This is a genomic window from Xanthobacter sp. NM-25 (genome assembly GCF_022138605.1).
GTDB lineage: Bacteria > Pseudomonadota > Alphaproteobacteria > Rhizobiales > Xanthobacteraceae > Xanthobacter.
The window spans coordinates 554,763-579,311 of sequence record NZ_JACBFS010000003.1; the positions used below are offsets into that span (position 1 = coordinate 554,763).

Below are 24,549 nucleotides of genomic sequence, written 5' to 3' on the forward strand. Positions count from 1 at the left end.
GGACCGCTCAATGCTCGTGCCGGTGCGCTGAGCCGTGGCCATGGGAATGACCATGCTCATGCGGGTGATCATGGTCATGGTGGTGATCATGATCATGGTCATGGCTATGCCCATGATCGTGGCCGCGGTCAGCGATGTCGTGGTGATGGTGGGGGGTGGCATCGGCGCCGGCGAACAGCAGGCGGTTCTCGCGTGCGTCGAGCTTGGCGGCCACTTCGGCGCCCGGAGCGAAGCGGGTCGTCACATGGGCGAAGGCGTGGGTGCGCATCACGGAGGCCATCACCTTCTGGTCGACCGAGAGGGGCACATAGACCGTGGTGCCCTTGATGACTGCCGGCCAGTGCTGGTTTCCAAGGCCGTGGCCCAGTTCGAAGCAGGTGCGCAGGATTTCCACCGGGGAGAGCTGCTCGATGCTCTCCAGTTCAATCACCAGCACATCCTTGAGGGCGACCCGCGCCACCACGATGGTGTTGCTGGCCTCGTCGGCATAGAGCACGTCGCCGTCGTGAAGATGTTCGTTGCGGGGCAAGGAGATAGCGAGCTCGATGCCGCCCTCGCTGGCCTTGCGCAGGCGGTTCTTGGGGGCTTCCCACTGCTCCAGGATCAGCGGGTCCACCTTGGCGCTGGCGGCGCGGGTGCTCCAGTGGGGATCGCTCAGGTTGCCGAGCATTTTTTCAACGAGGATCATGCGGGTCTCCCAATGGGCGTGTTCGGTCACGCGCGCCGCAGGCGCGTCGCGGCATGGATGCCGAGGAGGGTTGCGATGTAGCCGAAGACGAGGCTGAGGATGATGTAGAGGAGGCTGAGGCCGAGCCGAGCCGGCTCCACCATCTCGGAATAGGCGCCGAAGACGAAGGTGGAGAAGGTGGACATGCCGCCGGTGAAGCCGGTGCCCAGCAGCAGGGTGAATTCGTTCGACACCCCGCCGATGCGGTGTAGCGAGAAGGTGAAGCCCAGGAGCAGGCAGGCGAGCACGTTGGCGCTGAAGATATCCATCGGGAAGCTGCCGCCGTGCTGGGGCAGCAGGAGCATGAAGAACTCGCGCGTGGCCGCGCCGAGTGCACCACCAACGAAGACGAAAACCGCTTGCGCCCACATGATGCCGCCTCCTCACGCGCGCGCCAGGGCCACGCCGGCGGCGGCTGCCGCCAGGCCGAGGACCGTGGATGAGACAAGATAGAGCAACGCCAGGCCGTGCCGGTGCGCGGCCGACATCTGGGTGGTGTCGAGCAGCATGGTGCTGAAGGTGGTGTAGCCGCCGAGCAGGCCGGTGAGCACCAGCGACGACATCACGTCGCCGAAGCGATGCTCCCAGCTGACGCCCAGCGCCGTCGACAGATAGGCGATGACGAAGGCGCCGCTCACATTGATGAAGAAGGTCCCGAACTTGAAGCGGGAGACGATCCATCCGTCGATGAGCCGCCCGATCTGCCAGCGCAAGAGCGAGCCGATGCCGCCTCCCAGACAGACCCACATGACATCGATCGCGCGCATTTCACCTTCCGCCCGAAGCGGGAACGCAGGAATGGGGCAGGGAAGGGCTGGGGGAGGCGGCGCCTCTCCCAGCCCGTGATGGCCTAGCTGAAGAAATAGAGCTGGCTGAGCGGGATGCTCGTGGCCGGCTCGATGGTGGCGTGCTCCCCATCGACGGTGACCGCGAAGGTCTCCGGGTTGACCTCGATGGCCGGCAGACAGCTGTTGCGCACCATGGAGGTCTTGCTGAGGGTCCGGGTTCCATACACCGGCACCACATTCGATTTCAGCTCGTAGCGCTGGACGATGCCGGCGTCGATGGCGGCATGGGAGGTGAAGGTGACACGCGTCTTCGGCAGCGCCGAACCCAGCGTGCCGAACATGGGCCGATAGCGCACCGGCTGCGGCGTGGGCAGCGAGGCGTTGGGATCACCCATCAGCGACCAGGAGATCATGCCGCCCTTGATCACCATCTTGGGCTTGGCGCCGAAGAAGGCGGGCTCCCACAGCACCAGGTCGGCCATCTTGCCGACTTCCACCGAGCCGATCACCTGGGCGACGCCCTGGGCGATGGCCGGGTTGATGGTGACCTTGGAGACGAACCGCAGCACGCGCGCGTTGTCGTTGCCGGAGGTGTCGCCGGCATAGGCGCCGCGCCGCTGCTTCATCAGGTGTGCGGTCTGGATGGTGCGCATCCAGTTCTCGCCCACCCGGCCCATGGCCTGGCTGTCGCTCGACAGGATGGAGATGGCGCCCATGTCGTGCAGCACGTTCTCCGCGGCGATGGTCTCGGCACGGACACGGCTTTCGGCGAAGGCCACATCGGTGGGGATCTTCGGGCTGAGATTGTGACAGATCATCGTCATGTCGAACAATTCAGCCTGCGAGTTCACCCCGTACGGCAGCGTCGGGTTGGTGGAGCTCGGCAGCACGTTGGAGACGCCGGCCACGCGGATGATGTCCGGGGCATGGCCGCCGCCGGCGCCTTCCGTGTGGTAGGTGTGGATGGTGCGGCCCTCGAAGGCGGCGATGGTGCTCTCGACGAAGCCGGCCTCGTTGAGCGTGTCGGTGTGGATGCACACCTGCACGTCATATTCGTCGGCTACGGTGAGCGCCGTGCGGATGGCCTGCGGGGTGCTGCCCCAGTCCTCGTGGATTTTCAGGCCCATGGCGCCGGCGCGGATCTGCTCCTCGATGGGCGCGATGCCCGAGCAGTTGCCCTTGCCGAGCACGCCGGCATTCACCGGCCAGGCATCGAACGAGCGGAGCATCATCTCCACGTTCCAGGTGCCGGGGGTGATGGTGGTGCCGTTGGTGCCGTCGGAGGGGCCGATGCCGCCGCCGAACAGGGTGGTCACGCCGTTGCTCAGCGCCGCTTCCGCCTGCTGGGGCGAGATGAAGTGCACGTGGGCGTCAATGCCGCCGGCGGTGAGAATGAGGTGCTCGCCGGAAATGGCGTCGGTGCCCGCGCCGATGGCGAGGCCGGGGGTGACGCCGGGCATGGTGGCCGGGTTGCCCGCCTTGCCGATGCCGCAGATGAGGCCGTTCTTGATGCCCACATCGGCCTTGATGATGCCGGTCACGCCGTCGACGATCGTCACGTTGGTGATGACGAGGTCGGGAGCGCCCGCGATGTTGGTGAGCTCGTTGTCGAAGCCCATGCCGTCGCGCAGCGTCTTGCCGCCGCCATAGACGGCTTCTTCGCCGTAGACGCGCAGGTCCTTCTCAATCTCGATGAAGAGATCGGTGTCACCCAGGCGGATCTTGTCGCCCGTGGTCGGACCGTAGAGGTCCGAATACTGCTGCCGTGAGATCTTGACCATCTCAGCACTTCCTTCCGTGTATCAGGGCGGCGGATCAGGCCTTGTTCTTGAAGCCGTAGCGGGTGACGCGCTCCATGGCGTCGGTCAGGCGGGGGCGGTAGTCCGCATAATTCTCGTCGCCCACCCAGCCGTTCACGAGGCCGTTGAAGCCCACCACGCGCTGCTTGCCCTGGAAGGGCACGAGGACGACCTCCTTCTCGTCGCCGGGCTCGAAGCGCAGCGCGGTGGTCGCCGGAATGTTCAGGCGCTTGCCGAAGGCCTGCTCGCGGTCGAACTCGAGCGCGGCATTGACCTCGAAGAAATGGAAATGCGAACCCACCTGGATCGGACGATCGCCGGTGTTGCGCACCTTCAAGGTCGTCGTCGGATATCCGGCGTTGAGCTCGATGTCGTCGGAAGCCAGGACCAGTCCCCCGACTGGAACCTTCTTGCTGTCGTCAGCCATGGCGGAACCTTTCCTCGGATTCACTTGATGGGATCGTGGACGGTGACCAGCCGGCTGCCATCGGTGAAGACGGCTTCGACCTGCACATAGGGGATCATCTCGATCACCCCGTCCATCACGTCGTCATGGGTCACCGCCTTGCGGGCGAGCTCCATGACTTCTTCCACCGTCTTGCCCGCACGCGCGCCGTCCAGTGCGGCAGCGGCGATGAGCGAGACGGTCTCCGGGTGGTTCAGCTTCAGGCCCTGCTCGCGTCGACGCTGCGCGACCTGTGCCATCATGTAGATCATCAACTTGTCGATTTCGCGTGGGGTGAAATGCATCTGCATTCTCCTTTCGTGAAGAGGAAGTATTCTTTATTTCTACAGACCCGGCCGCCTCCCGCGACTGGCTTCTCTAGTTCGCCGATCGGAATGGCATGGCACCGCCCGGCCGCGCGATGGCGCCGCCCGTCGGCTGGATTCGATGGTCCGCGGTGATCCCGGGCGCCGTCGCCTCGGATCATAGACCTCTACAGCCCGACCGGTGACGTGGCGATGTCGCAGAAGGCGGATGGACCCGCCATGCGGTGCTGCCGTCCCCAACCTTTGTGCGTTAATACAATCTAAGATTGATAACGTGCCAAACCGCGTCTTGTAACGCGCAAGCGAGGCGCGCGCATGTCCGTGCCGCTGGAATGTGACAAACTGTTGTCGCAATGAGAGTTCCGCGAATGCCGATGTCCCACTCAAGGGGGCGAGAGGCGCGGGGCGGTACGTCGCGTGGCGGCGGCTCATATCACTGCAACTCCGTACAACGCCCCAACTGGGGAACCGCGGTGACACGCCGACGGCGAAGTCCGGCAGGCGCCGACTCTTCGCTCGCCTTATGAAGGTAGTTTAATGCGGCAGGGCTGGTCCGCAATATCCTAAATGAGAGAGTACCCTTGAAGTTGTAAGGGGTTCGGGCGGGATGGGGTCAGCGCGGCTGCCAGACGTGGGCGCGCGGTGCTGCGCCCGGAAGAGGTGGAGCCGGTGCGCGGCCTCCGCCGCCGGCGCGGCGATCGCGCCGAGGGCTGCGGCGGGTGCGCAGGCGCCGCTGCCGGCGCTAGGAATCCACAGGCAACGGATCTATGGTGCGGCGCCTTTCCAGCCGATCGTTGTTCCGTGACCCCAGCCGCCCTTCTGCAAGCGACCCTTGATCTGTTGCATGACGTCGAGAACGTCGCCCGCCCTGCCGATGCCGTCGTCTCGGCCTGGTTTCGGACCCATCGCGACCTGAGCGACGAGGACCGGGGCCGCATCTCCGATCTTCTCTATGCGCTGCTGCGCCATCGCGCGCGGCTGGGCTGGTGGTTGGCGCGCCACGGCCGCGCCGACACGCCGCGCCAGCGGCTGCTCGCCTGGCTGGTGCTGGATGGGCGCAAGACGGCCGATCAGTTGCGTGGCCTGTTCACCGGCGGGACCTTCGCCCCCAGCGTCCTCACCGATCACGAGCGGGCGCTGGCGATCAAGCTGCAGGGCGGCTCCATCAATCACCCGTCCATGGCGGACGAGGTGCGCTATGAGTGCCCGGCCTGGGCCGTCGCGCCCCTGCGCGAGCGTTTCGGCGAGGACTTCGCCGCGGAAATGGCGGCCCTGCTGACGCCGCCGCCGCTCGATCTGCGGGTCAATCCGGTCAAGGCCACCCGGGCCGAGATGCTGGAAGCGCTGCGGCATCTGGGCCTGCAGCCCGAGGCGTCTCACCTGGCGCCCTATGGCATCCGCCTCGATGCCCGCCTGTCGCTGGCTCGCCTGCCCATGCTGCATGCCGGAGCGGTGGAGATTCAGGACGAGGGCTCGCAGCTCGTCGCCATGCTGGTGGACGCGCGACCGGGAGAGCGGGTGGTGGACTTCTGCGCCGGCGCGGGGGGCAAGACCCTCGCCATTGCCGCGCAGATGGCCAACAAGGGCCACGTCATCGCCTGCGACGTGCTGGAGAGCCGGCTGAAACGCGCGGCCGAGCGGTTCCGGCGGGCCGGCCTCCACAATATCGAAACCCGGCTCCTCGCCAGCGAAACCGACCGCTGGGTGAAGCGCCACAAGGGCACGTTCGACCGGGTGCTGGTGGACGCCCCGTGCAGCGGCACCGGCACCTGGCGGCGCAATCCCGATGCCCGTTGGCGCGAGGAAGGACAGGGCCTCGACAATCTGCTGGCGCTGCAGGGCCGCATTCTGGCCAGCGCGGCGCGGCTGGTGAAGCCCGGCGGGCGGCTGGTCTATGCCACCTGCTCGCTGCTGCCTGCGGAGAACGAGGCGCAGGTGGCGGCCTTCCTTGCCGCGCATCCTGCGTTCCATGCGGTTCCGCTGGCCGATGTCGCGCCGCACCTGACCTGCTCGGCGCATCCGGACTATCTGTCCCTGACCCCGGCGCGCCACGGCACCGATGGCTTCTTCGCCGCCGTGCTGGAGCGCGCGGCGGCGCCGGCCGAGGCGCCGCCAGCCCCCTAGACGCGGGTCGCCCGGGCCGCGCCTCACCCTTCACCTCCCGGTGCCCGACCGCTGGATGCGCCGTCGGATCAGGCCTTCGGCAGGCGCACGCCCTTGGTGGTGAAGCGTTGGGTGCCAGCAGGGCGACGCACGGGACGCGCCGGTCCGCTCCGCTTGGCGCCGGTCCCAGCGCCGGCACTTTTGCCGGTGCCCGGAGGCTGGTGGGCCGGCACCAGCTGGTCGGGCCGCGGGCCGATGAGATCGGCCCGGCCCATGGTCCGCAGCGCCTCGCGCAGGAGCGGCCAGTTTTCCGGATCGTGATAGCGCAGGAATGCCTTGTGCAGGCGCCGCTGCCGCAGCCCCTTCACCGTCACGACCTTGTCGCTGCCGCCATGCCGCACCGCCCGCAGCGGGTTGATGCCGGTGTGGTACATGGCCGTCGCCGTCGCCATGGGGGAGGGCAGGAAGGTCTGCACCTGATCGGCGCGATAGCGGTTCTTCTTGAGCCACAAGGCGAGGTTCATCATGTCCTCGTCGGTGGTGCCCGGATGCGCGGCGATGAAATAGGGAATGAGATAGTATTTCTTGCCAGCCTGCTTCACCGCCGCGTCGAACATCTCCTTGAAGCGGTCATAGGTGCCGATGCCCGGCTTCATCATCTTGTCGAGGGGGCCGCGCTCGGTATGTTCCGGCGCAATCTTCAGGTAGCCGCCCACATGGTGGGTCACCAGCTCCTTGATGTATTCGGGGCTCTTCACGGCGAGATCATAGCGCACGCCGGAGGCCACCATCACCCGCTTCACCCCCTCCACCTCGCGCACCTTGCGATAGAGGCGGATCAGGTCATCATGGGAGGTGTTGAGGTTCTCGCAGACATCCGGGAAGACGCAGGAGGGCCGCCGGCAGGCCTTCTCGATCTTCGGGTCCTTGCAGGCCATGCGGTACATGTTGGCGGTGGGCCCGCCGATGTCGGAGATGACGCCGGTGAAGCCCGGGGTCTTGTCGCGGATCAGCTCGATCTCGCGCAGGATCGAGGCTTCCGAACGGTTCTGGATGATGCGCCCCTCGTGCTCGGTGATGGAGCAGAAGGTGCAGCCGCCGAAGCAGCCGCGCATGATGGTGACCGAGAACTTGATCATGTCCCAGGCCGGGATCTTCGCATCGCCATAGGCGGGATGCGGCGCGCGGGCATAGGGCAGATCGTAGACGCTATCCATCTCCTCCGAGGCGAGCGGGATGGGCGGCGGGTTCAGCCACAGGTCGCGGTCGCCATGGCGCTGCACCAGCGGGCGGGCGTTGCCGGGATTGCTCTCCCGGTGCAGCACGCGGGAGGCGCGGGCATAGGCTTCCGGGTCGCTTTCCACCTGCTCGAAGGCCGGCAGGCGGATCACCGTATCACCGGGACGGCGGGCGGCGCCCTCGTCGGCATCGTCGAGGTCGTCGGCGTGCAGTTCCGTGTAGGTCTCTGGCACCCGGCGGAACAAGGCCACGCCGCGGATGGAATTAAGATCGCGCGGCGCCTCGCCAGCGGCGATCCGGTTCGCCACCTCGATGATGGCGCGCTCGGCGTTGCCGTAGACCAGGAGGTCCGCCTTGGAATCCGCCAGGATGGAGCGGCGGACCTTATCGGACCAGTAATCGTAATGGGCGATGCGGCGCAGGGAGGATTCGATGCCGCCCAGGATGATCGGCACATCCTTGAACGCCTCGCGGCAGCGCTGGGTGTAGACGATCACCGAGCGATCCGGCCGCCGCCCGCCTTCGCCGCCGGGGGTATAGGCATCGTCGTGGCGCAGCCGGCGGTCCGCCGTGTAGCGGTTGACCATGGAATCGAGATTGCCGCCGGTGACGCCGAAGAACAGCCGCGGCTTGCCCAGCACCTTGAACGGCTCCGCCGACTGCCAGTCGGGCTGGGCGATGATGCCCACCCGGAAGCCTTGGGCCTCCAGCAGCCGGCCGATGATGGCCATGCCGAAGCTGGGGTGATCCACATAAGCATCGCCGGTCACCACGATGATGTCGCAGGCGTCCCAGCCCAGCGCGTCCATTTCGGCGCGGCTCATGGGCAGGAACGGCGCCGCCTGGCCCGTGCGCGGCCGGAGGCAGGGCAGGGACGGGACGGTATTCTCGGCGATCTGTGCTGTGGCTTGGGGCTGCATGGGCCCACGCATAAGGCCCCACTGTGGCGAATTCAACTCACGCTCTCGCGGGCGACGCGAGGAGCGATGCCCCCGGCCGGGCGGGTGACGCTCGGCCGGGGGGAAATGCAGGGCCCTCCGCCTCTGCGGGGAACGCGCCTCTAGAACCTGTAGTTCATCCCGAGCTTGAGGATCGAGAGGTCGAGCTCGCTCCGCAGGCGCCGGCCCACCACGTCCGGGTAGGTGGCGGGCGCGGTGGCGGAGGTGTGCATCACACCGGCGCGGGCGCCGGGGAAGAGCATCTCGCTCTCGCCGAAGCCGGCGAACAGGTAGTCCGCCTTCAGCGACCAGCCACCGCCCATGGCGTATTCGGCGCCGCCCCCCAGGGCGTAGCCCGTGCGGCTGGCGGAGGCGTGCTCGGTGAAGGCGGCCTCGGAGGTGGAGACGGCGGTGTAAAGGCTGGTCACGATGGCCCGGTACTGGGTGCGCTGCTGCTGCTGCTGCAGGAAGGCGGCACCGCCGGTGGCATAGACCATCAGCCGGTCGTTCACCGCATAGCCCAGGCGTGCGCGCAGGGTGGCGAGCCAGTCGATCTGGCCGGTCTGCACCGCCTCCACCGCCCGCATGCGATACATGTTGTTGGAGCAGCGGCAATCAATGCCCTCGGTGGCATAGGTGACCTCGGTGCCGGAAATCTCCGGCTTGGCGAGGTCCGCCTCGATGCCCACCACCACGCGGTTGGCGAACTGATGGTTCCACCCCGCCTGCACGCCGAAGGAGAAGCCCCGGGCATCGGTGTTCGGCGCCTCGTCTGCCGGATAGCCGCTGGCGGTGCCGTCCAGCGTGGTCATGCTGCCGCCGAAGCCGACGAAGTCGTAGCCCATGTGCGCGCCGGCATAGAAGCCCGACCAGTCGGCCACCCGGGCGACGTGCCCGGCCTTGGTGAACAGGGGTGGCAGCAGCGGCTGGTTGAAGTCCGATCCGCCGAACTTGCCGGTGGCGCCGATCCGGAAGGTCCGCCCCGGCCCGGGCTGAACCACCAGACTCAGCGGGTCCACGTAATAGGTGTCGGTGAGGTTCTCGATATTGGCCCATAGGGTGATGGTGTCGGAGACCTTCAGCTCGGCGAAGGTGTCCACCAGCCAGTAGGGATTCCAGTCCACCAGGGCGATCAGCGTCTGGGCGCCGCTCACCGGCGTGCCGTGGTCGGCGGCGCGGGGCCCCGTATAGGAGACGCGGCCGCCGATGGTGAGGGCATCGTTGAGGAACTTCTGGGAGGCGGTGAGCGACACCATGTATTGCGGGGGGATCTGGTTGGTGGCGTAATCCCCGGACAAGGTGGCGTTGCCGCAGGTGTCGGCGGTGGGACAGAATTCCACGTCGAGATAATAGTTCGCCGCCAGATCCAGGTTGAAGCCGTTGTTCTCATACCGCCCGGAGAACTCGAGGCCCGAGAATTTCGCGCGATCGATATTGAAGATCTGCAGGCCGGTATAGCTGTATCCGGCTGGCGCGGTGAAGCGGCTCATCTGTCGGGCGACGTAATTCTTGATGTCCCAGTTGAAATAGCCAAACTTGAACATGGCCTTGTCGCCGGCCGCCAGAACACCGTCCTTGATGACATTGATGCCGAGGTCCCAGTTGCTGGCTCGCTCGGGCTCCAGGGCGTCGTTGACGATGAGCGCGTAGGTCGCCAGCGTCTCGGTCAGGCTGGGCATGCGCAGGGCGTTGGAATAGTTCACATAGAGCTGCGTTCCGGTGAACGGCTCCACGGTCACACCCACGGAGGGACTGAAGCCGCCGTCGCTGCGGGTGGGCTGCGGGTTGGCGTTCAATGCGTTGCTGGGGGCGCTCAGATCCTCGGACCAGTATTGGGAATAGCGCAGGCCCGCGTTCAGCGTCAGCCACGACAGCGGCTTATAGGACAGCTTGCCGAATGCCGCCGCCTCCTGGCGATTTCCGTCGCGGCCGGCGATGCCGTTGAGGAGGTCGGTGTAGGCCGTCGGCGCGGTCTCCTCGCTCAGGAACGAGCCGCCGAAGGTCAGGTGCAGCTTACCGTAGCCGCCCAGCGACAGGTCGGACTGGTTGTTCGCGTCCGCACCCCACATGCGGGTGCTGCTGCCGACCCGATAGTCGAAGGGCAGGCCGTAGTCTTCCGGCTTGGCGGAGACGCCGCCGCGGATCGGCGTGCGCTGCTCGAGGTTGGTGTACCAGAGATTGGCGCGCAGGTTGATCAGGTCGTTGTCATCGGGATTCCAGCCATAGCGCGCGGTTCCCGAATCCAGCCTGATGCCGGAGGTCTGCGCCTGCTGGGTGGCCTGGCTGGTCTCGGAGGCGAAGCGCGAGGCCAGCACGTCACCGGCTTCACTGCGATAACCGATATAGCCGAGCTGCAGGCTCTGGCCGTTGTCGTCGCGAATGGTGCCCTTGGCGATGAACGATTGGGTGTCGAGCTGGGTGTTGAGGACCTGCTCGCCGGCACGATAGCTGGTGAGCCCGTTGTTGACGAAATAGTTGGTATAGGTGCCGCTGAAGGTGGGCGGCAGACAGTATCCACTTGAATAGCAGAACAGCTTCGGGCCGGTGCCAACGGGTGCGGCGGAGGCGCCATTGGTGCCGGCGAAATAATTGCCCTGCTTGCGGTGGGCATAGCCCGCGAACAGGTCAAAATGCTCTTCTTTCCAGCCGGCCGCGACGCTGAATGATCCACTGGTGGGCTCAAGCGCGCCGGGCCGGTTCATGCCGTCCGCCGTGGCGATGGGCAGGAGATCCGGGTTGCCCACCGTGGGCTGCTGCCACAGATAGCCCCCGAGATTGCCGGCGATGGGCGCCGCCGTATTGGTGCCGAAGCCGCCTTTGACCACGATGCCGAATGTCTCGCCGGGCTTCACCACGTCGGCGGCTCCCAGCGTGCGCATGGAGACGGTGCCGGCGATGCCGCTGGAGGAGGCATCCGCCCCCTTCACGATGTCGATGCCGGCGAGCAGGTCGGGGTCCACATAGCTGCGGTTGGAAACGCCCTGATAGCCCTGATAGATATTGAGCCCGTTCTCCGAGCCGTCCACCGTCACCGCCACGCGGCCCATGCCCTGCATGCCGCGAATGTTCACGTCGATGGCGCCCGCGCCATTGCGGGCTTCGGCGGACATGACGCCCGGCGTGCCGCGAAAGATGTCGGCCGGGCTCGAGCCGCGAAACCGTTCGATGCTCTGTCCGGAGATGTAATCCACTGGACCGGGGGTCTCGAACGGCACAAGCGTGCGGGACACGGCGCCCGCCGCCACTTCCAGGGTGTCGAGGGCGATGGCGCCGTCCGCCGCGGCGGCTGGGCCGCCCGCCGCGCTGCCGGGCGCGGAGATCTGCACCGTCGTGGCATTGGGGAAGGTGAAGGACAGTCCGGATCCGCGCAGCAGCCGCGCGATGGCCTGCTCACGGGACATGGTGCCCGAAAGGCCGGGTGACGTTTTTCCGGAGGTGACCGTCGCGAGATAGGTCACCTGCAGTCCCGCCTGCCGTCCGAACAGCGCCAGCGCCTGGTCCAGCGGCCCCGCGGGCACGGAAAAAGCCACCTGTGTGGCGCCTTGGGCGAGCACCGGGCGCGGCTGCACCGCGGCGCCCAGCGCAAGTGTGGTTCCCATCATCCACATCGCAGCCAAAGTGCGGCCATTCCGATGGCGCGCCGCGCGCGTCCCGGCAAAAGTCTTCATGTTGAAACGGCTCCAAACTGCTCGTCTGGAGGGCCTGAAGCGCAGCTGTCTGTGCTTTCGGCCTCCTGAAGACTGTTACAGATCAGAGCATCTGTTTTTCTCTTTGGGTCAGCACTTTTTAGAAATACGAAACTACAGTGAGAAAGGATGCGATCTGCCGTACGCGGGCGCCGGTGGGCTGCACGGCTGCTTCCAGCGCCCGGACCGGATCATTGAGATCGAAGATGCCGCTGATGCGCTCCTGGCCGATGAACGGGTCGGCCACCAGCACGCGCCCGGGGATCCATCGGGCGATGCGGGCGATGAGCGCCGTCGCCACCTCGCGCTGGGCGATCACCAGGTTGTCGCGCCACGCCGCGATCTGGCTCACGTCGCGCGTGCCCCGTTCCGGCCCGCTGCCGTCCGGGCCGAAGGACATCCATTCCCCGGCCGTCAACTGATCGGCCGGCGCGGCAGCCGTCGACACGGCGAGCGTGCCCCGATCCACCGCGACACTGAAAATGCTGGCTTCCAGGCCCGCCTCGAACGCTGTTTCGCGGGCGCTGGCCGTCACCGCTCCCGCCGCCACGCGGAACGGACGTTCGGTGTCGCGCGCGACGTCGAAGAAGGCCATGCCGGAGAGGAGCTCCACGCCCCGGCGCTCCGGCGAGAAGGCGAAGGCGAGGGCGCTGTCGGGACCGAGCGTGGCGGTGGTGCCGTCGGGCAGCGCCACCTTGCGCGTCTCCGCTGTTCCGGTGGCGACATCCGCTCGGGCGCGCGCGATCATGCCGGGCACAATGAGGCTTCCGGTGGCTCCGGCGCCTGCGGCGAGCAGTCCGCCCACCACCAGGTTGCGGCGGGACAGGCCCGAGCGTGCGCGTTGCGCTGCCCGCCGCTGCTCGGCAAGGATCTTCCCGCTCGCCCCATGGATCCGCGCCACCCGCGTCCAGGCTTGCTCATGGGCGGCGCTGCGAGCACGCCAGAGGCGGATCACGTCGTCCACCACCGGGTTGTCGGGATCGTTCTGCAGCCGGATGACGAGCGCGATGGCCTCGTCGGTCAGCCGATCCGCCTCGCTCATAAGCTCTCCCCCGGCCACGGGCTGGCTGTCCGCCTGCATGCGGCGCCGGTCCCCGTTGTGTTTACAATCGGGCGGCCACTTTTTTCACAGCGCCGGCGCGTCATGGCGCGTCCACGCGGGTCAGCAGGTGACGGTAGGCCTCGTGCACCAGCCCCCAGGTTCGCGAGACGGAAAGGCCCAGCGCATCGGCCACCTCCGCCAGGGTGCGCCCGTCGAGCCGGTGCATCTCGAACGCCAGCCGCGTGCGCTCGGGCAGTTCGTCGAGGGCGCGCCGGGTCTGCAGCAGGCATTGGCGGGAATAGACCACCCGTTCCGGTGAGGGGGCGGGATCGGCGATCCGCTGAACCTCCTCTCCGGAAAGGTCGGTGAAGGCCACCAGGCGTTCCCGCCGACGCTGGTTGATGCTGAGGTTGCGGGAGACCTGATAGAGATAGGCGCGCGGATTGTGGTTGGCCTCCGCCTCCCCCGGCGGGGTGGCGAGCACGCGCAGGAAGGTATCCTGGGTGATGTCGGCAGCCGTCTCTGCACTGTGGCCGCGCCGCCGCAGGAAGCGTTCCAGCTCCCGGGCGTGGCGGACGAACAGCTTGTGCAGATCCCACATCGGCGGCTCCGTGCGGCCCGGCGCGCCGCCGTGGCGCGCCCATTCCGCTCCCGCGGTCCGAGCGATGGCGCCGGCGATCCGGATCGCGCTGCGATCCGGCCCGGCTGCCGTCGGGGCCACGGCTGACGGCATCGGCCTGGCGCAGTGCCGTTCACAGTGCGCGGCCGGCTTCACCGTCCGTCGCCACGTCCGATCCGTCAGTCGCCAGCCTATAGGGGGAATGGAAATCTGCTGCAACAGCAATGATTTATATGGATTCCAAGCTGCCTGGCCCATCGCCAGTGCCGCTTGCCCTCTCGCGCAAGCCGCGTCCACCGAACGACCGGTCCAGCGCGCCAGAACGCCATTGACGCCCGTTCGGGCGCCATCTCGATCTTCGATTGTCTTGAGAGAAACTGGAGCGGGCGAAGGGATTCGAACCCTCGACCCCAACCTTGGCAAAATTGGAGACAGGGTTATCCGGAGTTTTCCTCAGTTGGACTGACCTGTAAAAATCAATACTATTCAGTGGCTTATTGATATTGGCCTTTCTGGCATGGTATGAGATTTTCCGTCACGGTGGTCACCAGGTGGTCACCAACTTCGATGGCATCGACCTATCGAAAGGCACGGGAATGGCAAGAGAAAACGCCGTCAGGCTCACTAAAAAGGTGGTCGACAGCATCGTCTCGAACGGTGAGCGTTGCTTCGCTTGGGACAGCGAGTTATCCGGGTTTGGGGTCCGTACTGACCCGAGCGGATCGAAGACCTTCATCATTCGATACCGCGCCAACGGCGGCGGGCGGAACGCGCCGAAGCGTTTCCAGACAGTCGGCCGCTATGGAAACTTGACCGTCGACGAGGCACGCAAGAAGGCGAAGATTCTGCTCGGCGCAGCCGCGAAAGGTGAGGACCCTGCTGGCGAGCTTCAGACAAAGCGGCGCGAAATGCTGATGGCCGAGCTGATCGACCTTTATGAAGAAGAAGGCTGCTTCGTTCAGCGCGGCATTCGGCAGGGCGAGCCCATGAAGCCCCGCACCAAGGCTTACACGATCGCGCGTTTACGGCACCATGTCGTGCCGCTGCTCGGACGAAAGCGCGTGTCGGAGGTTGGTGCGGGTGAGATCGAACGCTTCGTGCGGGATGTGACCAACGGCAAGACCGCCAAGGATGAGAAAATCGGGTTTCGCAAACGCATCATCGTTCGCGGCGGCGAGGGAGCCGCGCGGAAGGTCGTAAAGGATCTCTCCGCCGTTTTTAGCTTTGCTGTGCGGCGCAAGATCGTGTCCTCCAATCCTTGCGACATCGCTGCTGTGAAAAAATCCGACAACAGGCGCGATAGGTATTTGACGCTCGAGGAGATCAGCCGTCTCGGCAAGGCGTTCGACGCGCTGGAACTGGAGGGTGTCAACGCCAAAGCATTGAACATTGCACGCCTGTGGGCTTTGACCGGCTGTCGTCGCGACGAGATCGCCGCGCTGCGATGGAATGAGGTGAGTTTCGAGCACGGCCTTCTCGTTTTGGACGACAGCAAGACTGGAAAGTCCATTCGGCCGCTTGGCGCGGCTGCAATCGTGCTGCTGCGTGGCATTACAAGGAAGCCGGGTTCCGACTTCGTATTCCCGGCGGAACGGGGAGATGGCCATTTTCAGGGAACAAAGGGCGTTTGGACCAGGGTCGTCGCGAAAGCGGAACTACCTGGCGTTACCCCCCATACGCTGAGGCATACGATGGGATCCACCGCCGTCTCCTATGGCGAAGGGTTGCCCCTGACAGGAGCCATTCTTGGCCATGCGAATGCACGCTCAACAGCGATCTACGCGCATGTGCAACATGATCCTTCGCGTCGCGCGGCCAATCGGATTTCGGGAAAGATTGCTGAAGCACTGGCAGGCAGGAGTGAGGTGTCAGCTCAGAGCGAACAATCGGATGCACGTGAACACTAGGCTGCCAAAACTGAAGTTGAACTAATTATGGAAGCGCAGATTTATCTCAGGAAATTGTCCCGGCATCTTTCATATCTGTTGGCGTTCGCTCGGAGAATCAACGAACTCGACTTTGCCGCTTCGCTCGGTGGAGAATTCCGCGGCATGCAGGACGCCGGCTGGGCTACTACGATCACAGCGCACGAAGTGTTCGAGGAAATCTCCGCTCACCCCGCACACAGCCGCCCACGGTCGAAGGCCGAAATTCGTATCCTGCTGTTTCTCTATTGTCAGCTCGCTGAGGCAGGCGGCATCTATGAGACCCTCAAGAATATGATGGGGATTGTCACGCTAAAACCTTATTTGCTTTGGCCATTTCAAGACCTTGTTCGAGTAAGACAGCAACCCGCTAGGGTCATTGGGCCGAATGCAAATGCGACGTTCAGAGATCTAGCTAGAACCGCGCATGCGATTGGCATGCCGGGTCTTGCATTGGTGCTGGAAGAGGCCTTTAGAGACGATATTCGTAATGGCATTTATCATGCCGATTACGTTATCTGGGAGGATGGCTTGCGTCTCAGGCGTCGGAACGGCGGTCATGCGACTCGGTTGACTTTCGACGAGGTCAATGTGGCTCTTACAAAAGGCGTTGGCTTTTTTGACATCCATAGATCCTATATGTCCGAAGCCATCCACTCTTTTCATCCGGCACGTACAATCATCGGCCGCTTTAGCGCAAATTTTCCAGCACCCTGGACTATCCATGCCGATCCCGAGCGGCACACATTCTCAATATCCGGTTCAGCGCCAGCCCCGGTAACAACGCCCGAATTTCAACGGCAGGAAGCGATCAATGGTCAGCTTGGCGGAAAGGTATTGGCGGTGTTCACGGATCAAGCCGCCGGACAGCCTGCGGAATTTCTTGTTTACATGTGGGATGCCGGGTTCGCCCCTAACGAGATTGCTTTGCCCGAGGATCGAATGCTCAAACTCTTGGAACATGTCGAGCGTGACGGACTGTGGGATCCTCGTTTCGAGCAACCGGCTCGGAGGAGCCTGCTCCTTCTAAGCCCGTGGGGTTTCCGATATCTCACCGAACCGGCCGATTTTGATAGTTTGCTCGACATTCCATTTATGGAGATCAATGTCGGGACAGGTGATGCATCCGAAAGTTCGGTGAGCGAGCAACCATGATCGTTTTTCCAATCGTGATATCTCGGAGGCTTAACCCCCTAGGCACAATCACGGAACTAGCCGGAGAGACGAACCACCGACGGATGGCGGATTCACATCCCCGGTAAGCCCGAACAGAAGATTGTCGAGTTCTGCCTCAGGAATATCCAGGCGGGCCGCCACGTGCCGGCGCGTCACGCCTTCCCGCCAAAGTTCTGTGAGAACACGCTGCCATATTGCAGATCGTTCTGGCGGGAGACCGTCAGGCTCGTTGATGCCGAACCGCTTGTTTATCTGGATGCAGAAAGTCCGGTAGTTCCAGTCGGAGATCCGGCCGATCCGGTGGAGGCGATGCGCAAGCGCAGCGACGGACACGCCCCACCGCCTCTTTGCGAGCACCAATTGATCGAGGCTTCGGACGAATGGGATCGTCGCCACGACGTCGTCGTGAGGCATCAGGAACGACGATGCAAACGCATGTGCCTCCAGTTCGGCAGCGCGCCCTTGATTGGGACCGCCATGCTTGTGCAGGACAAGGTGCGCCAGCTCATGAGCAGCGTCGAACCGACTGCGCTCCGTGGTCTTGAAGGTGTTGAGGAAGACATACGGTTCACCATCATGCCAGCAGGAAAAGGCATCCACATTCTTCGTGTTCTCGGCCAGCGAGAAGACGCGGACGCCCTTCGTCTCAAGCAGCTTGATCATATGGGAGATCGGCCGCTCGCCGATCGCCCAATGCTGGCGTAGCGCACGTGCGGCTCCGGCGGGATCGCGTTCATGGCTGAGGTCGAGCAGGTCTGGCTGCGGCAGAACGAACCTTTCCCGCACCCAGGCTGACATCTCGAAGGCCAATGAGCCGGCGGCGAGCGCCGCATCGCGCTCTCGCGCCGACATCGCCGTCAGGCTCCGGAAGCTGGCGGCATCAGCGCCGATCGGGGCCGCGTCGTCCCGGAAGAAGAACTCCCGCGGAAATCCCAGCGCACGCACCAAGCCGTCGACAGTGTCTTCATCCGGAACCTGCTGCCCGTTGACGACACGCGACAGGGTGACCGGCGATATGCCGGCTTGCTCGGCGAGAGCCTTGGCGGTCAACCGCTGCCGCTTCCGCGCGAGCTCCATTCTGCCAATGTTGAACATGGCCTAGCGACGCAAAACAGCAGGCTCGAACTCAATGCCGTCCGGACGATCGCTATCAAGGATGGCATCCGCCGGCCATTCACCACCGCCGAGGATGAAGATGCGCTCGATGAAGCCCTCGAAATTGCCGCCGGAAATGCCCGAAGGCAGAGAGAGCTCGGCGCGGATCTCATCACCTTGAACCGACACGCAGAAGAACCATACGCCGGTCCGGAGCTCCGCCAGCCCCTGATCTCGCGCCGCGGACATTTCTTCCTCGGGGAACAGCCCGGTCTGTCCCACCGCAATGATACGGTCGGCGCCGGAGCCTTTCCCGGAAACCGCTTGCGGCCTGTGCAACTTGTCGGCGGCATGGTCGACACTTTGATAGACCACCTTGAGCGGGCTATCCGGATGCTTGACGGATTCGACGTTGTTCTCGCGATAATTGACCCAGCCGATCGCCCGGAAAAGTTGCCGCACATACCGGGTGCCGTAGATGTAGGCGAGCAGCCCCTCAGCAGAAGCGGGATCATCGGCGATCGCGTCGGCACGCGCAGCGACCACGCCGCGCACGACCTCGAGCAGCGCCTGGCGCGTGACACCGAACTCGGCGAGGCGAGCATCAACTTCAGGATGATCGGCAAGCACGCGAACCGCAGCCATCGAATCGCTCCACGATAATTTTCTTGACCTCATTTGTGGAGGAAAAAATTATCGCGTGCAACTGTCTTGGTTGGGTGGTTGGGGGCGGCGGATGATCGAAGAAGAGTTCTGTATGAAGGTATGCTCCGCCATGGCCTGCCACTGAGCGCAATAGCGGGCCTGATCTTCGCGGGCAGCTTCATATTCGTAACCGCCGTGCTTACAAAGATCTGAAGCAAGAAACTCGCGCGCTGAGCTGCCAAGGTCTGGCATGAAGTGCCGGGGCTTCGCTGCGAGGCTCAGGCCGCTACGTTCTCGTAGATGTCCTCCTCCTGCGCGTTATGCATGCGCACCAGTGCCTCGATGGATTCCACCATGCGCTGCGCGTCGCGGATAAGATAGCGGTCTGCATCGTCCGCGCCGAGGCCGTCCGCCAGGCGCCTCAGAAGCCGCGCGAGATGGAGGATCTCGCGGTGGGCGCGGCTCATGGCGGCGAGACCATCCCCGTCATGCAGGACTTCGCGCAACTGCGGGTAGATGCTCTCCTCGTCCAGCCGCTCGTGGGCTGCGATCTGTGTCGTCACCAGCGTGCTCGCCTCCTGGATCAAGGCGACGGCGGCCGCGCCGGTGGTATCGTCGAGACTGTCGGCGATCTCCCGCATCCGGTCGAGGGTTGCCTCCAGCTCCCGGTGATCCTGCTGAAGGGCGAGGGTGAACCCCGGCTTCAGCGCACGATGGCCGAAGCCGTGACCCGCCGTCAAAGCGCGCAGGGCATTGAGGATGACGGCGACATCGATGGCCTCCTGGGTCAGCGCACCGGCGACCGGCGACAGCCAGCCGAAGGCGGCCGCGATCATGGCGAGGCAAGACAGCCCCATGCCGACGCCGATGCTCTCGAGCGCGATGCGCCGCGTGCGCTTGGCGATCGTCACGGCGTCCGACACCCGGTCCAGCTGATCCACGAGGATGACCACATCGGCCGCTTCGGACGAAGCGCTGGCGCCGTGCGCACCCATGGCGATGCCCACGTCGGCGGCGGCGAGGGCGGGCGCGTCGTTGATGCCGTCGCCCACCATCAGCGTGGGGTTGAGCCGCTGCTCCACCGCGACCGCTTCCAGCTTGTCGCCCGGGGTTCGGTTGGCGAGGACGCAATCGAGGTCCAAAGCGGCGCCGATGGTCTCCGCCGCCTCCGCATTGTCGCCGGTCAGCATGACGATGCGCGCCACGCCCGCGGCCCGCAGCGACTGGACCGCGCGCGGCGTCTCCCGCCGCAGCTCGTCGGCCAGCAGGATGGCGCCCTTCAGCTGCCCATCCACGGAGACGAAGACGCTGAGGGCGGATCGCCAGGCGGCGCGCCGCAGGGCCCGCAGCGCCCACGACTCGCGATGACAGGCGCCGCAGACGAGCTCATACGATCCCGCCTTCACCAGGCGCCCGTCGACCCGGCCCTCCAGGCCTGATCCCATGGCTTCGCGTACCGCGTCGGGCGGATCAAGCGCGACGCCGCGCCCGCGAGCCGCACGGACGATGGCCTCCGCCACCACATGGTGCGAGGCCTGCTCCAGCGAGGCCGCGAGCCGCAGGATCTCATCCGGACTTTCGCCGGGCGCCGTCTCCACGGCGACGAGACGGGCGCCGCCCACGGTCAGCGTGCCGGTCTTGTCGAACAGGACGGTGTGGGTGCGCGCCAGCGCCTCCAGCGCGCTTCCGCCTTTGACAAGAATGCCAAGCCGCGCCGCCCGGGAGATGCCGGCGATGAAGGCCACCGGCGCCGCCAGGATCAGCGGACAGGGCGTCGAGGCGACCAGCACGGCGAGGGCGCGGATCTTGTCGCCCGACAGCGCCCAGGCCAGGCCTGCGACGACGAGCGTTGCCGGCAGCAGCAGCAGCGCATAGCGGTCGGCGAGCCGGATGAACGGGGCCTTGGCCGTCTGTGCCGCCGTCACCATGCGCACGATGCCGGCATAGGTGCTGTCGCCGGCTGCTGCGGTGGCGCGGATCTCGAAGGTTTCGCCGGCATTGACGGTGCCGCTGAACACCGGTGCGCCGCGCACTTTCGCGACCGGCATGGGCTCTCCGGTCAGGGCCGCCTCGTCCAAAGCGGCTGCATTGGCAATTAGGAGGCCGTCCACCGGCACCACCTCGCCGGCCCGCACCACCAGCACGTCGCCCACCGCGACGGTCTCGATGGCAATGTCCGCAATCGTCTCTCCGGTGCGGCGATGGGCGATGTGGGGCGCCCGATCGACCAGCGATCGCAGATCCCGCTCTGCCCGCGCGATGGCGATGTCCTCAAGGAGGTTTCCGCCGGCATACATCACCGCGATGACCGAACCTGCGAGGCTCTCGCCGAGCGCTATGGCGCCGCTCATGGAGAGGAGCGCCACCGCATCGACGCCCATGCGTCCGGCGACAAGGTCCCGCACGATGGAGACGGTGAGCCAGGCGACGACGGGAATGGTGCCGGCCGTCCAGATCAGGCCGGCGACGGCCCCATGGCCGAGCGCCCACGCGGCAAGGCCACCGAGAAGCCCAACCAGGGCCGCCGCCGCGAGGGCCCTGCGCAAAAAGCGCTCGTCGAGCAAACGTCCCATCCTGGTCCCCCCTGGCGATGCTCGCCTGACCGGGCTGGACGTTAGTCCGATGGTCCGTCACATGCCACCGCGCCGGGGCTGCGCAACTCGCTTCCTGAAGACATGCCCTGAGCACTCACCAGCAGCGTGATGGCGCCATCCAGATTGCCCTGATGACCTCGTTTCGGTCATGCGCGGCTGGCGCGGAAATACTGGTAGAGCGTGTCGAATACTCCAGCGCCCTTGGTGAGGCGCTGGGCATCGTCGGGTTCGCTCAAGACGATGCCGGTGATGAGGCTGGCGATGCCGCCGGCTTCCTCACGGCCGAACTTGCCGTCCTTGAGGTCGATGTCGTGGACGATCTCGCCCACCGCCTGCAAAGCGGGATCGGAAAGGCCGGTGCGGCCGAGCAGCACCTCGAAGCTGCAGCGATCGCCCTCATGGGTGATCTCGCCCTCGTACATGTCGAAGCGCAGCTCTTCGGGTTTGGGCACATAGCCCTTGCCAGGAACGAAACGGATCTGAGCATCTGGATCGATGAAGCGCCGGATCAGCCAGCCGCAGGCGATGCGGTCCACATGCACGTCGCGCCGTGTCACCCACACATGCCCCTTGAGCGCGGCAAGGGGATCGAGATTGACGGGTGACGTTGCGGGCGGGAATGCCATGGCTGTGTCCTCCGCGGTTCGGGCCTCAAGGGCAGCGATGAGGCCTTCGGCAACTAGCCGCCCCGTGGCGCCGAAGAAATCGAGCGCGGCGATGTCGGCGAGGCGTCGCCGCAGCCGACCGGTCTGTGATCGCGCCTCGGCACGCTTCTCGGCCCCGGCGTCCGCATCGAGTGCGGCGGCGATGCCGCGCGCCTCCTCTGAGATCGCGCCGTAATCGGTGTCTCGCGCGGTATCGAACAAGGTACGGACCTGGGCATCCGTCAGTCCGTCCACGAGTCTGGCCTCGCAGACCATGGCCTCACCGCTGCCGGCGGCGATCTCCTTTACGAGCCACTGGAAATCCTCCTGCGTCTCGGCCGAGGCCGGCAGGGCATAGACCGAGCTCTTCACCGCCACGGCGCCGATGCCCTGCAGCCGCCGCCAGATCTTCACGCGGAAGTAGGCCGGCTTGGTCGGAAGCTGGTGGATCAGCAGCAGCCAAAGCTGCCCGGAAGAGGTCTCATCGTCGCTCATGAGTAAACCGTATCACTCCAAAATAAAAATGCAACACTTGTATCATAATTGATGTAGGCGTAGCGTCTCCACGTGGCCGGTGGTGATCAGAAGCCGCCGCGCCAGGCAAGGAGACGGCTCATGAAATGGATCACCCGCGCCCGCCCGGTCATCGACCGTATCGCCTGCCCCTGGCTCATCGCGCGCTTCATCGACGCGGCGCCCGAATTCCTGTTCACGCCGCCTGAGGATGTGATCCGCCAGGCCGAGGAGACCGGCGCTACGCTGTTCGACGTGCCCGGCGTCGCGTTCGGCCATGCGGGCGACAAGTGCAGCTTCGACGCCTTCGTGACGCACTACGGCCTTCAGAGCGATCCGGCCATCGTCGCCCTCGCCGACATCGTGCGCGGCGCCGACACCAGCCGGCTGGACCTCACGCCCCAGTCGGCGGGCCTGCTCGCCATCTCCAAGGGGCTGCGTGAGGTGACGCCGGACGACCATGACCTCCTGAAGCGCGGCTTCGTCATTTACGACGCGCTCTACGCCTGGGCCGGCGGAAAGAGCGCGACATATCCGGCTGCGGCCTAAAGAGGGAGCGGTTGCCGTGTCCCAAGTCCTGAACAGCCCGGCGGTCGAGGGCCACGGCCTCTTCTCCCCCGTCTCCTCGCTTTATGCGGCGCGGGCCCTTCGGGATTTCGGCGACGGCTTCGTCGCCGTGCTGCTTCCCGTCTATCTCTCGGCCCTCGGACTCGGCGCATTCGAGATCGGCGTGGTGGCAACCACCGCGTTGTTTGGCTCGGCGCTGATGACCCTCGCCATCGGGCTGCTTGGCCATCGCATCGACCGGCGCACGCTGCTGATCGCCGCGTCGGGCCTCATGGTGGCGACGGGGTTCGCCTTCACCCAGTCGGCAAGCTACGGGGCCGTGTTGTTGGTGGCCTTCTGCGGCACCATCAACCCGTCGTCCGGCTCGGTAAGCATCTTCGTACCCATCGAGCACGCGACGCTGTCCCATCTGGTGGCGGACAAGGCGCGGACTTCGGCCTTCGCGCGCTACAGCCTCGTGGGGGCCCTCGCCGCCGCGGTGGGCGCGCTGGCGGCTATGAGCCCGGACCTGATGGCCGAGTTCGGCATCTCACGCCTCGGCGCGCTGGAAGCCATGTTCACGCTCTATGCGCTGCTAGGCGTGGCCGGCGGTCTCTTCTATGCCCGCATCCCGCGTGTCTCTGCCACCGAAGATAAGCCTGCCGCGGCCCTCGGTCCGTCGCGCGGCATCGTCTACCGGCTTGCGGCGCTGTTCTCCATCGATGCGTTTGCCGGCGGGCTCGCGGTGCAGTCGCTTCTCGCGCTCTGGCTGTTCACGCGCTTCGGCCTGTCGCTCGCCGAAGCCGGCACGTTCTTCTTTATCTCCGGCGTGCTGTCCGCCTTCTCCTTCCCGGTCGCGGCGTGGCTCGCGCGACGCATCGGGCTCGTGAACACCATGGTGTTCACCCACATCCCCTCCAGCCTGTGCCTGATCCTCGCCGCGGTGGTGCCGAGCCTTGAGGTGGCCCTCGTCCTGCTGCTGGTGCGCTCCGCTCTGTCGCAGATGGATGTTCCGACCCGCTCCTCCTATGTGATGGCAGTGGTGACGCCGCCCGAGCGCGCGGCGGCGGCGAGCATCACCTCGGTGCCGCGCAGCCTTGCCGCGGCCTTGAGCCCGGCCATGGCCGGCGCCCTGTTCGCCGCCGGCCATGAGGCCTGGCCATTCATTCTCTGCGGGGTGCTGAAGATCCTCTATGATTTCGGTCTGCTCTGGGCCTTCCGGCACATCAGGCCGCCGGAAGAGCGGTGACCTCTTGGCCAACCCTTCGGCGCGGGAGTTGACCGCTCCGCCCAGATAATCGAATATCGATATCGAAATTCGATTTCGTATGAGATGGAAGGGTGGATGGAGCATCAGGAGCTTCTGTCCGGCCTCGTTCGCCTGCACATCCTCCATCATGCGGTGGAAGGCGAGGTCTATGGCCAGTGGATGATCGAGGAACTCGCCCGCCACGGCTACCGGCTGAGCCCGGGGACCCTTTACCCGATGCTCCATGCCATGGAGCGCAAAGGCTATCTCGCCGTGCGGGAAGAGCGCCACGGACGTGCCCTCCGCCGGCTCTATTGCGCGACGCCGCTCGGCCGCGAGGCCCTGGAGACGGCGCGGCAGAAGGTGAGCGAGCTCTTCAAGGAAATGCGGCCCAGCCCACCAGCGGGGACCACGAAGCCATGAGCCAGGAAACCTGGGCCGGGAAGCATG

The 24,549-nt window shown here is 65.5% G+C and carries 20 protein-coding genes; 6 read left to right on the forward strand and 14 right to left on the reverse strand.

The features are described 5' to 3' along the window. Positions 1–7: 7 nt before the first annotated feature. From ureE to MEU52_RS11390, 6 genes are all read right to left on the reverse strand, one after another. Positions 8–688 carry an urease accessory protein UreE gene (gene ureE, locus MEU52_RS11365; RefSeq protein WP_238121379.1) on the reverse strand — a complete coding sequence of 227 codons (681 nt, stop codon included), beginning with the start codon at positions 686–688 and terminating at the stop codon, positions 8–10. Between the two features lie 26 nt (positions 689–714). Beyond that, the gene (gene crcB / locus MEU52_RS11370) at positions 715–1,098 is read right to left on the reverse strand and encodes a fluoride efflux transporter CrcB (RefSeq protein WP_238121380.1); all 384 of its coding nucleotides are present in this window, start codon (positions 1,096–1,098) and stop codon (positions 715–717) included. A 12-nt stretch (positions 1,099–1,110) separates the two neighbouring features. After that, on the reverse strand, positions 1,111–1,494 hold the full coding sequence (locus MEU52_RS11375) for a fluoride efflux transporter FluC (RefSeq protein WP_238121381.1): 384 nt from the start codon (positions 1,492–1,494) through the stop codon (positions 1,111–1,113). Positions 1,495–1,577: 83 nt separating this feature from the next. Then, positions 1,578–3,296, reverse strand: coding sequence for an urease subunit alpha (locus MEU52_RS11380; RefSeq protein WP_238121382.1), 1,719 nt, complete (start codon positions 3,294–3,296; stop codon positions 1,578–1,580). 34 nt (positions 3,297–3,330) lie between these two features. Beyond that, the gene (locus tag MEU52_RS11385; RefSeq protein ID WP_238121383.1) at positions 3,331–3,741 is read right to left on the reverse strand and encodes an urease subunit beta; all 411 of its coding nucleotides are present in this window, start codon (positions 3,739–3,741) and stop codon (positions 3,331–3,333) included. A gap of 20 nt (positions 3,742–3,761) precedes the next feature. Beyond that, positions 3,762–4,064 (reverse strand): urease subunit gamma, encoded by a 303-nt coding sequence (locus tag MEU52_RS11390; protein ID WP_238121384.1) that lies wholly within the window; start codon positions 4,062–4,064, stop codon positions 3,762–3,764. An 822-nt stretch (positions 4,065–4,886) separates the two neighbouring features. Between MEU52_RS11390 and MEU52_RS11395 the strand changes: the two genes are divergently transcribed. After that, the gene (locus tag MEU52_RS11395) at positions 4,887–6,209 is read left to right on the forward strand and encodes an RsmB/NOP family class I SAM-dependent RNA methyltransferase (protein WP_238121385.1); all 1,323 of its coding nucleotides are present in this window, start codon (positions 4,887–4,889) and stop codon (positions 6,207–6,209) included. A 68-nt stretch (positions 6,210–6,277) separates the two neighbouring features. Here MEU52_RS11395 and MEU52_RS11400 read toward each other — a convergent pair whose 3' ends face one another. The 4 genes from MEU52_RS11400 to MEU52_RS11415 all read right to left on the reverse strand — a co-directional run bounded on the left by MEU52_RS11400 (position 6,278) and on the right by MEU52_RS11415 (position 13,694). Next, positions 6,278–8,347 carry a YgiQ family radical SAM protein gene (locus MEU52_RS11400; protein WP_238121386.1) on the reverse strand — a complete coding sequence of 690 codons (2,070 nt, stop codon included), beginning with the start codon at positions 8,345–8,347 and terminating at the stop codon, positions 6,278–6,280. A 140-nt stretch (positions 8,348–8,487) separates the two neighbouring features. Next, positions 8,488–11,967: a TonB-dependent receptor domain-containing protein gene (locus tag MEU52_RS11405; protein ID WP_238121387.1), complete on the reverse strand. Its 3,480-nt coding sequence runs from the start codon at positions 11,965–11,967 to the stop codon at positions 8,488–8,490. Positions 11,968–12,151: 184 nt separating this feature from the next. After that, on the reverse strand, positions 12,152–13,093 hold the full coding sequence (locus MEU52_RS11410) for a FecR family protein (protein WP_238121388.1): 942 nt from the start codon (positions 13,091–13,093) through the stop codon (positions 12,152–12,154). 100 nt (positions 13,094–13,193) lie between these two features. Then, positions 13,194–13,694: an RNA polymerase sigma factor gene (locus MEU52_RS11415; protein WP_238121389.1), complete on the reverse strand. Its 501-nt coding sequence runs from the start codon at positions 13,692–13,694 to the stop codon at positions 13,194–13,196. A 569-nt stretch (positions 13,695–14,263) separates the two neighbouring features. Here MEU52_RS11415 and MEU52_RS11420 point away from each other — a divergent pair. Together MEU52_RS11420 and MEU52_RS11425 are read left to right on the forward strand one after the other, a co-directional pair. Continuing rightward, positions 14,264–15,619 (forward strand): tyrosine-type recombinase/integrase, encoded by a 1,356-nt coding sequence (locus MEU52_RS11420; protein ID WP_238121390.1) that lies wholly within the window; start codon positions 14,264–14,266, stop codon positions 15,617–15,619. A gap of 27 nt (positions 15,620–15,646) precedes the next feature. After that, positions 15,647–16,792, forward strand: a complete 1,146-nt coding sequence (locus MEU52_RS11425) for a hypothetical protein (RefSeq protein WP_110372450.1) — start codon at positions 15,647–15,649, stop codon at positions 16,790–16,792. 48 nt (positions 16,793–16,840) lie between these two features. Here the strand turns inward: MEU52_RS11425 and MEU52_RS11430 are convergent, their stop codons facing one another. The 4 genes from MEU52_RS11430 to MEU52_RS11445 all read right to left on the reverse strand — a co-directional run bounded on the left by MEU52_RS11430 (position 16,841) and on the right by MEU52_RS11445 (position 22,286). Continuing rightward, on the reverse strand, positions 16,841–17,908 hold the full coding sequence (locus tag MEU52_RS11430; RefSeq protein WP_110372449.1) for a helix-turn-helix domain-containing protein: 1,068 nt from the start codon (positions 17,906–17,908) through the stop codon (positions 16,841–16,843). 3 nt (positions 17,909–17,911) lie between these two features. Beyond that, positions 17,912–18,553 (reverse strand): hypothetical protein, encoded by a 642-nt coding sequence (locus tag MEU52_RS11435; protein WP_110372448.1) that lies wholly within the window; start codon positions 18,551–18,553, stop codon positions 17,912–17,914. 278 nt (positions 18,554–18,831) lie between these two features. After that, positions 18,832–21,126 carry a heavy metal translocating P-type ATPase gene (locus tag MEU52_RS11440; RefSeq protein WP_110372447.1) on the reverse strand — a complete coding sequence of 765 codons (2,295 nt, stop codon included), beginning with the start codon at positions 21,124–21,126 and terminating at the stop codon, positions 18,832–18,834. Positions 21,127–21,293: 167 nt separating this feature from the next. Continuing rightward, on the reverse strand, positions 21,294–22,286 hold the full coding sequence (locus MEU52_RS11445) for a chromate resistance protein ChrB domain-containing protein (RefSeq protein ID WP_210206329.1): 993 nt from the start codon (positions 22,284–22,286) through the stop codon (positions 21,294–21,296). Between the two features lie 120 nt (positions 22,287–22,406). Between MEU52_RS11445 and MEU52_RS11450 the strand changes: the two genes are divergently transcribed. From MEU52_RS11450 to MEU52_RS11460, 3 genes are all read left to right on the forward strand, one after another. Beyond that, positions 22,407–22,853: a chromate resistance protein ChrB domain-containing protein gene (locus MEU52_RS11450; RefSeq protein WP_110372446.1), complete on the forward strand. Its 447-nt coding sequence runs from the start codon at positions 22,407–22,409 to the stop codon at positions 22,851–22,853. 16 nt (positions 22,854–22,869) lie between these two features. Further along, the gene (locus MEU52_RS11455; protein WP_238121391.1) at positions 22,870–24,099 is read left to right on the forward strand and encodes an MFS transporter; all 1,230 of its coding nucleotides are present in this window, start codon (positions 22,870–22,872) and stop codon (positions 24,097–24,099) included. A gap of 96 nt (positions 24,100–24,195) precedes the next feature. Further along, entirely contained in the window at positions 24,196–24,522 is a 327-nt protein-coding gene (locus MEU52_RS11460) for a PadR family transcriptional regulator (RefSeq protein ID WP_110372445.1), read from the forward strand. The last annotated feature ends 27 nt before the right edge of the window (positions 24,523–24,549 follow it).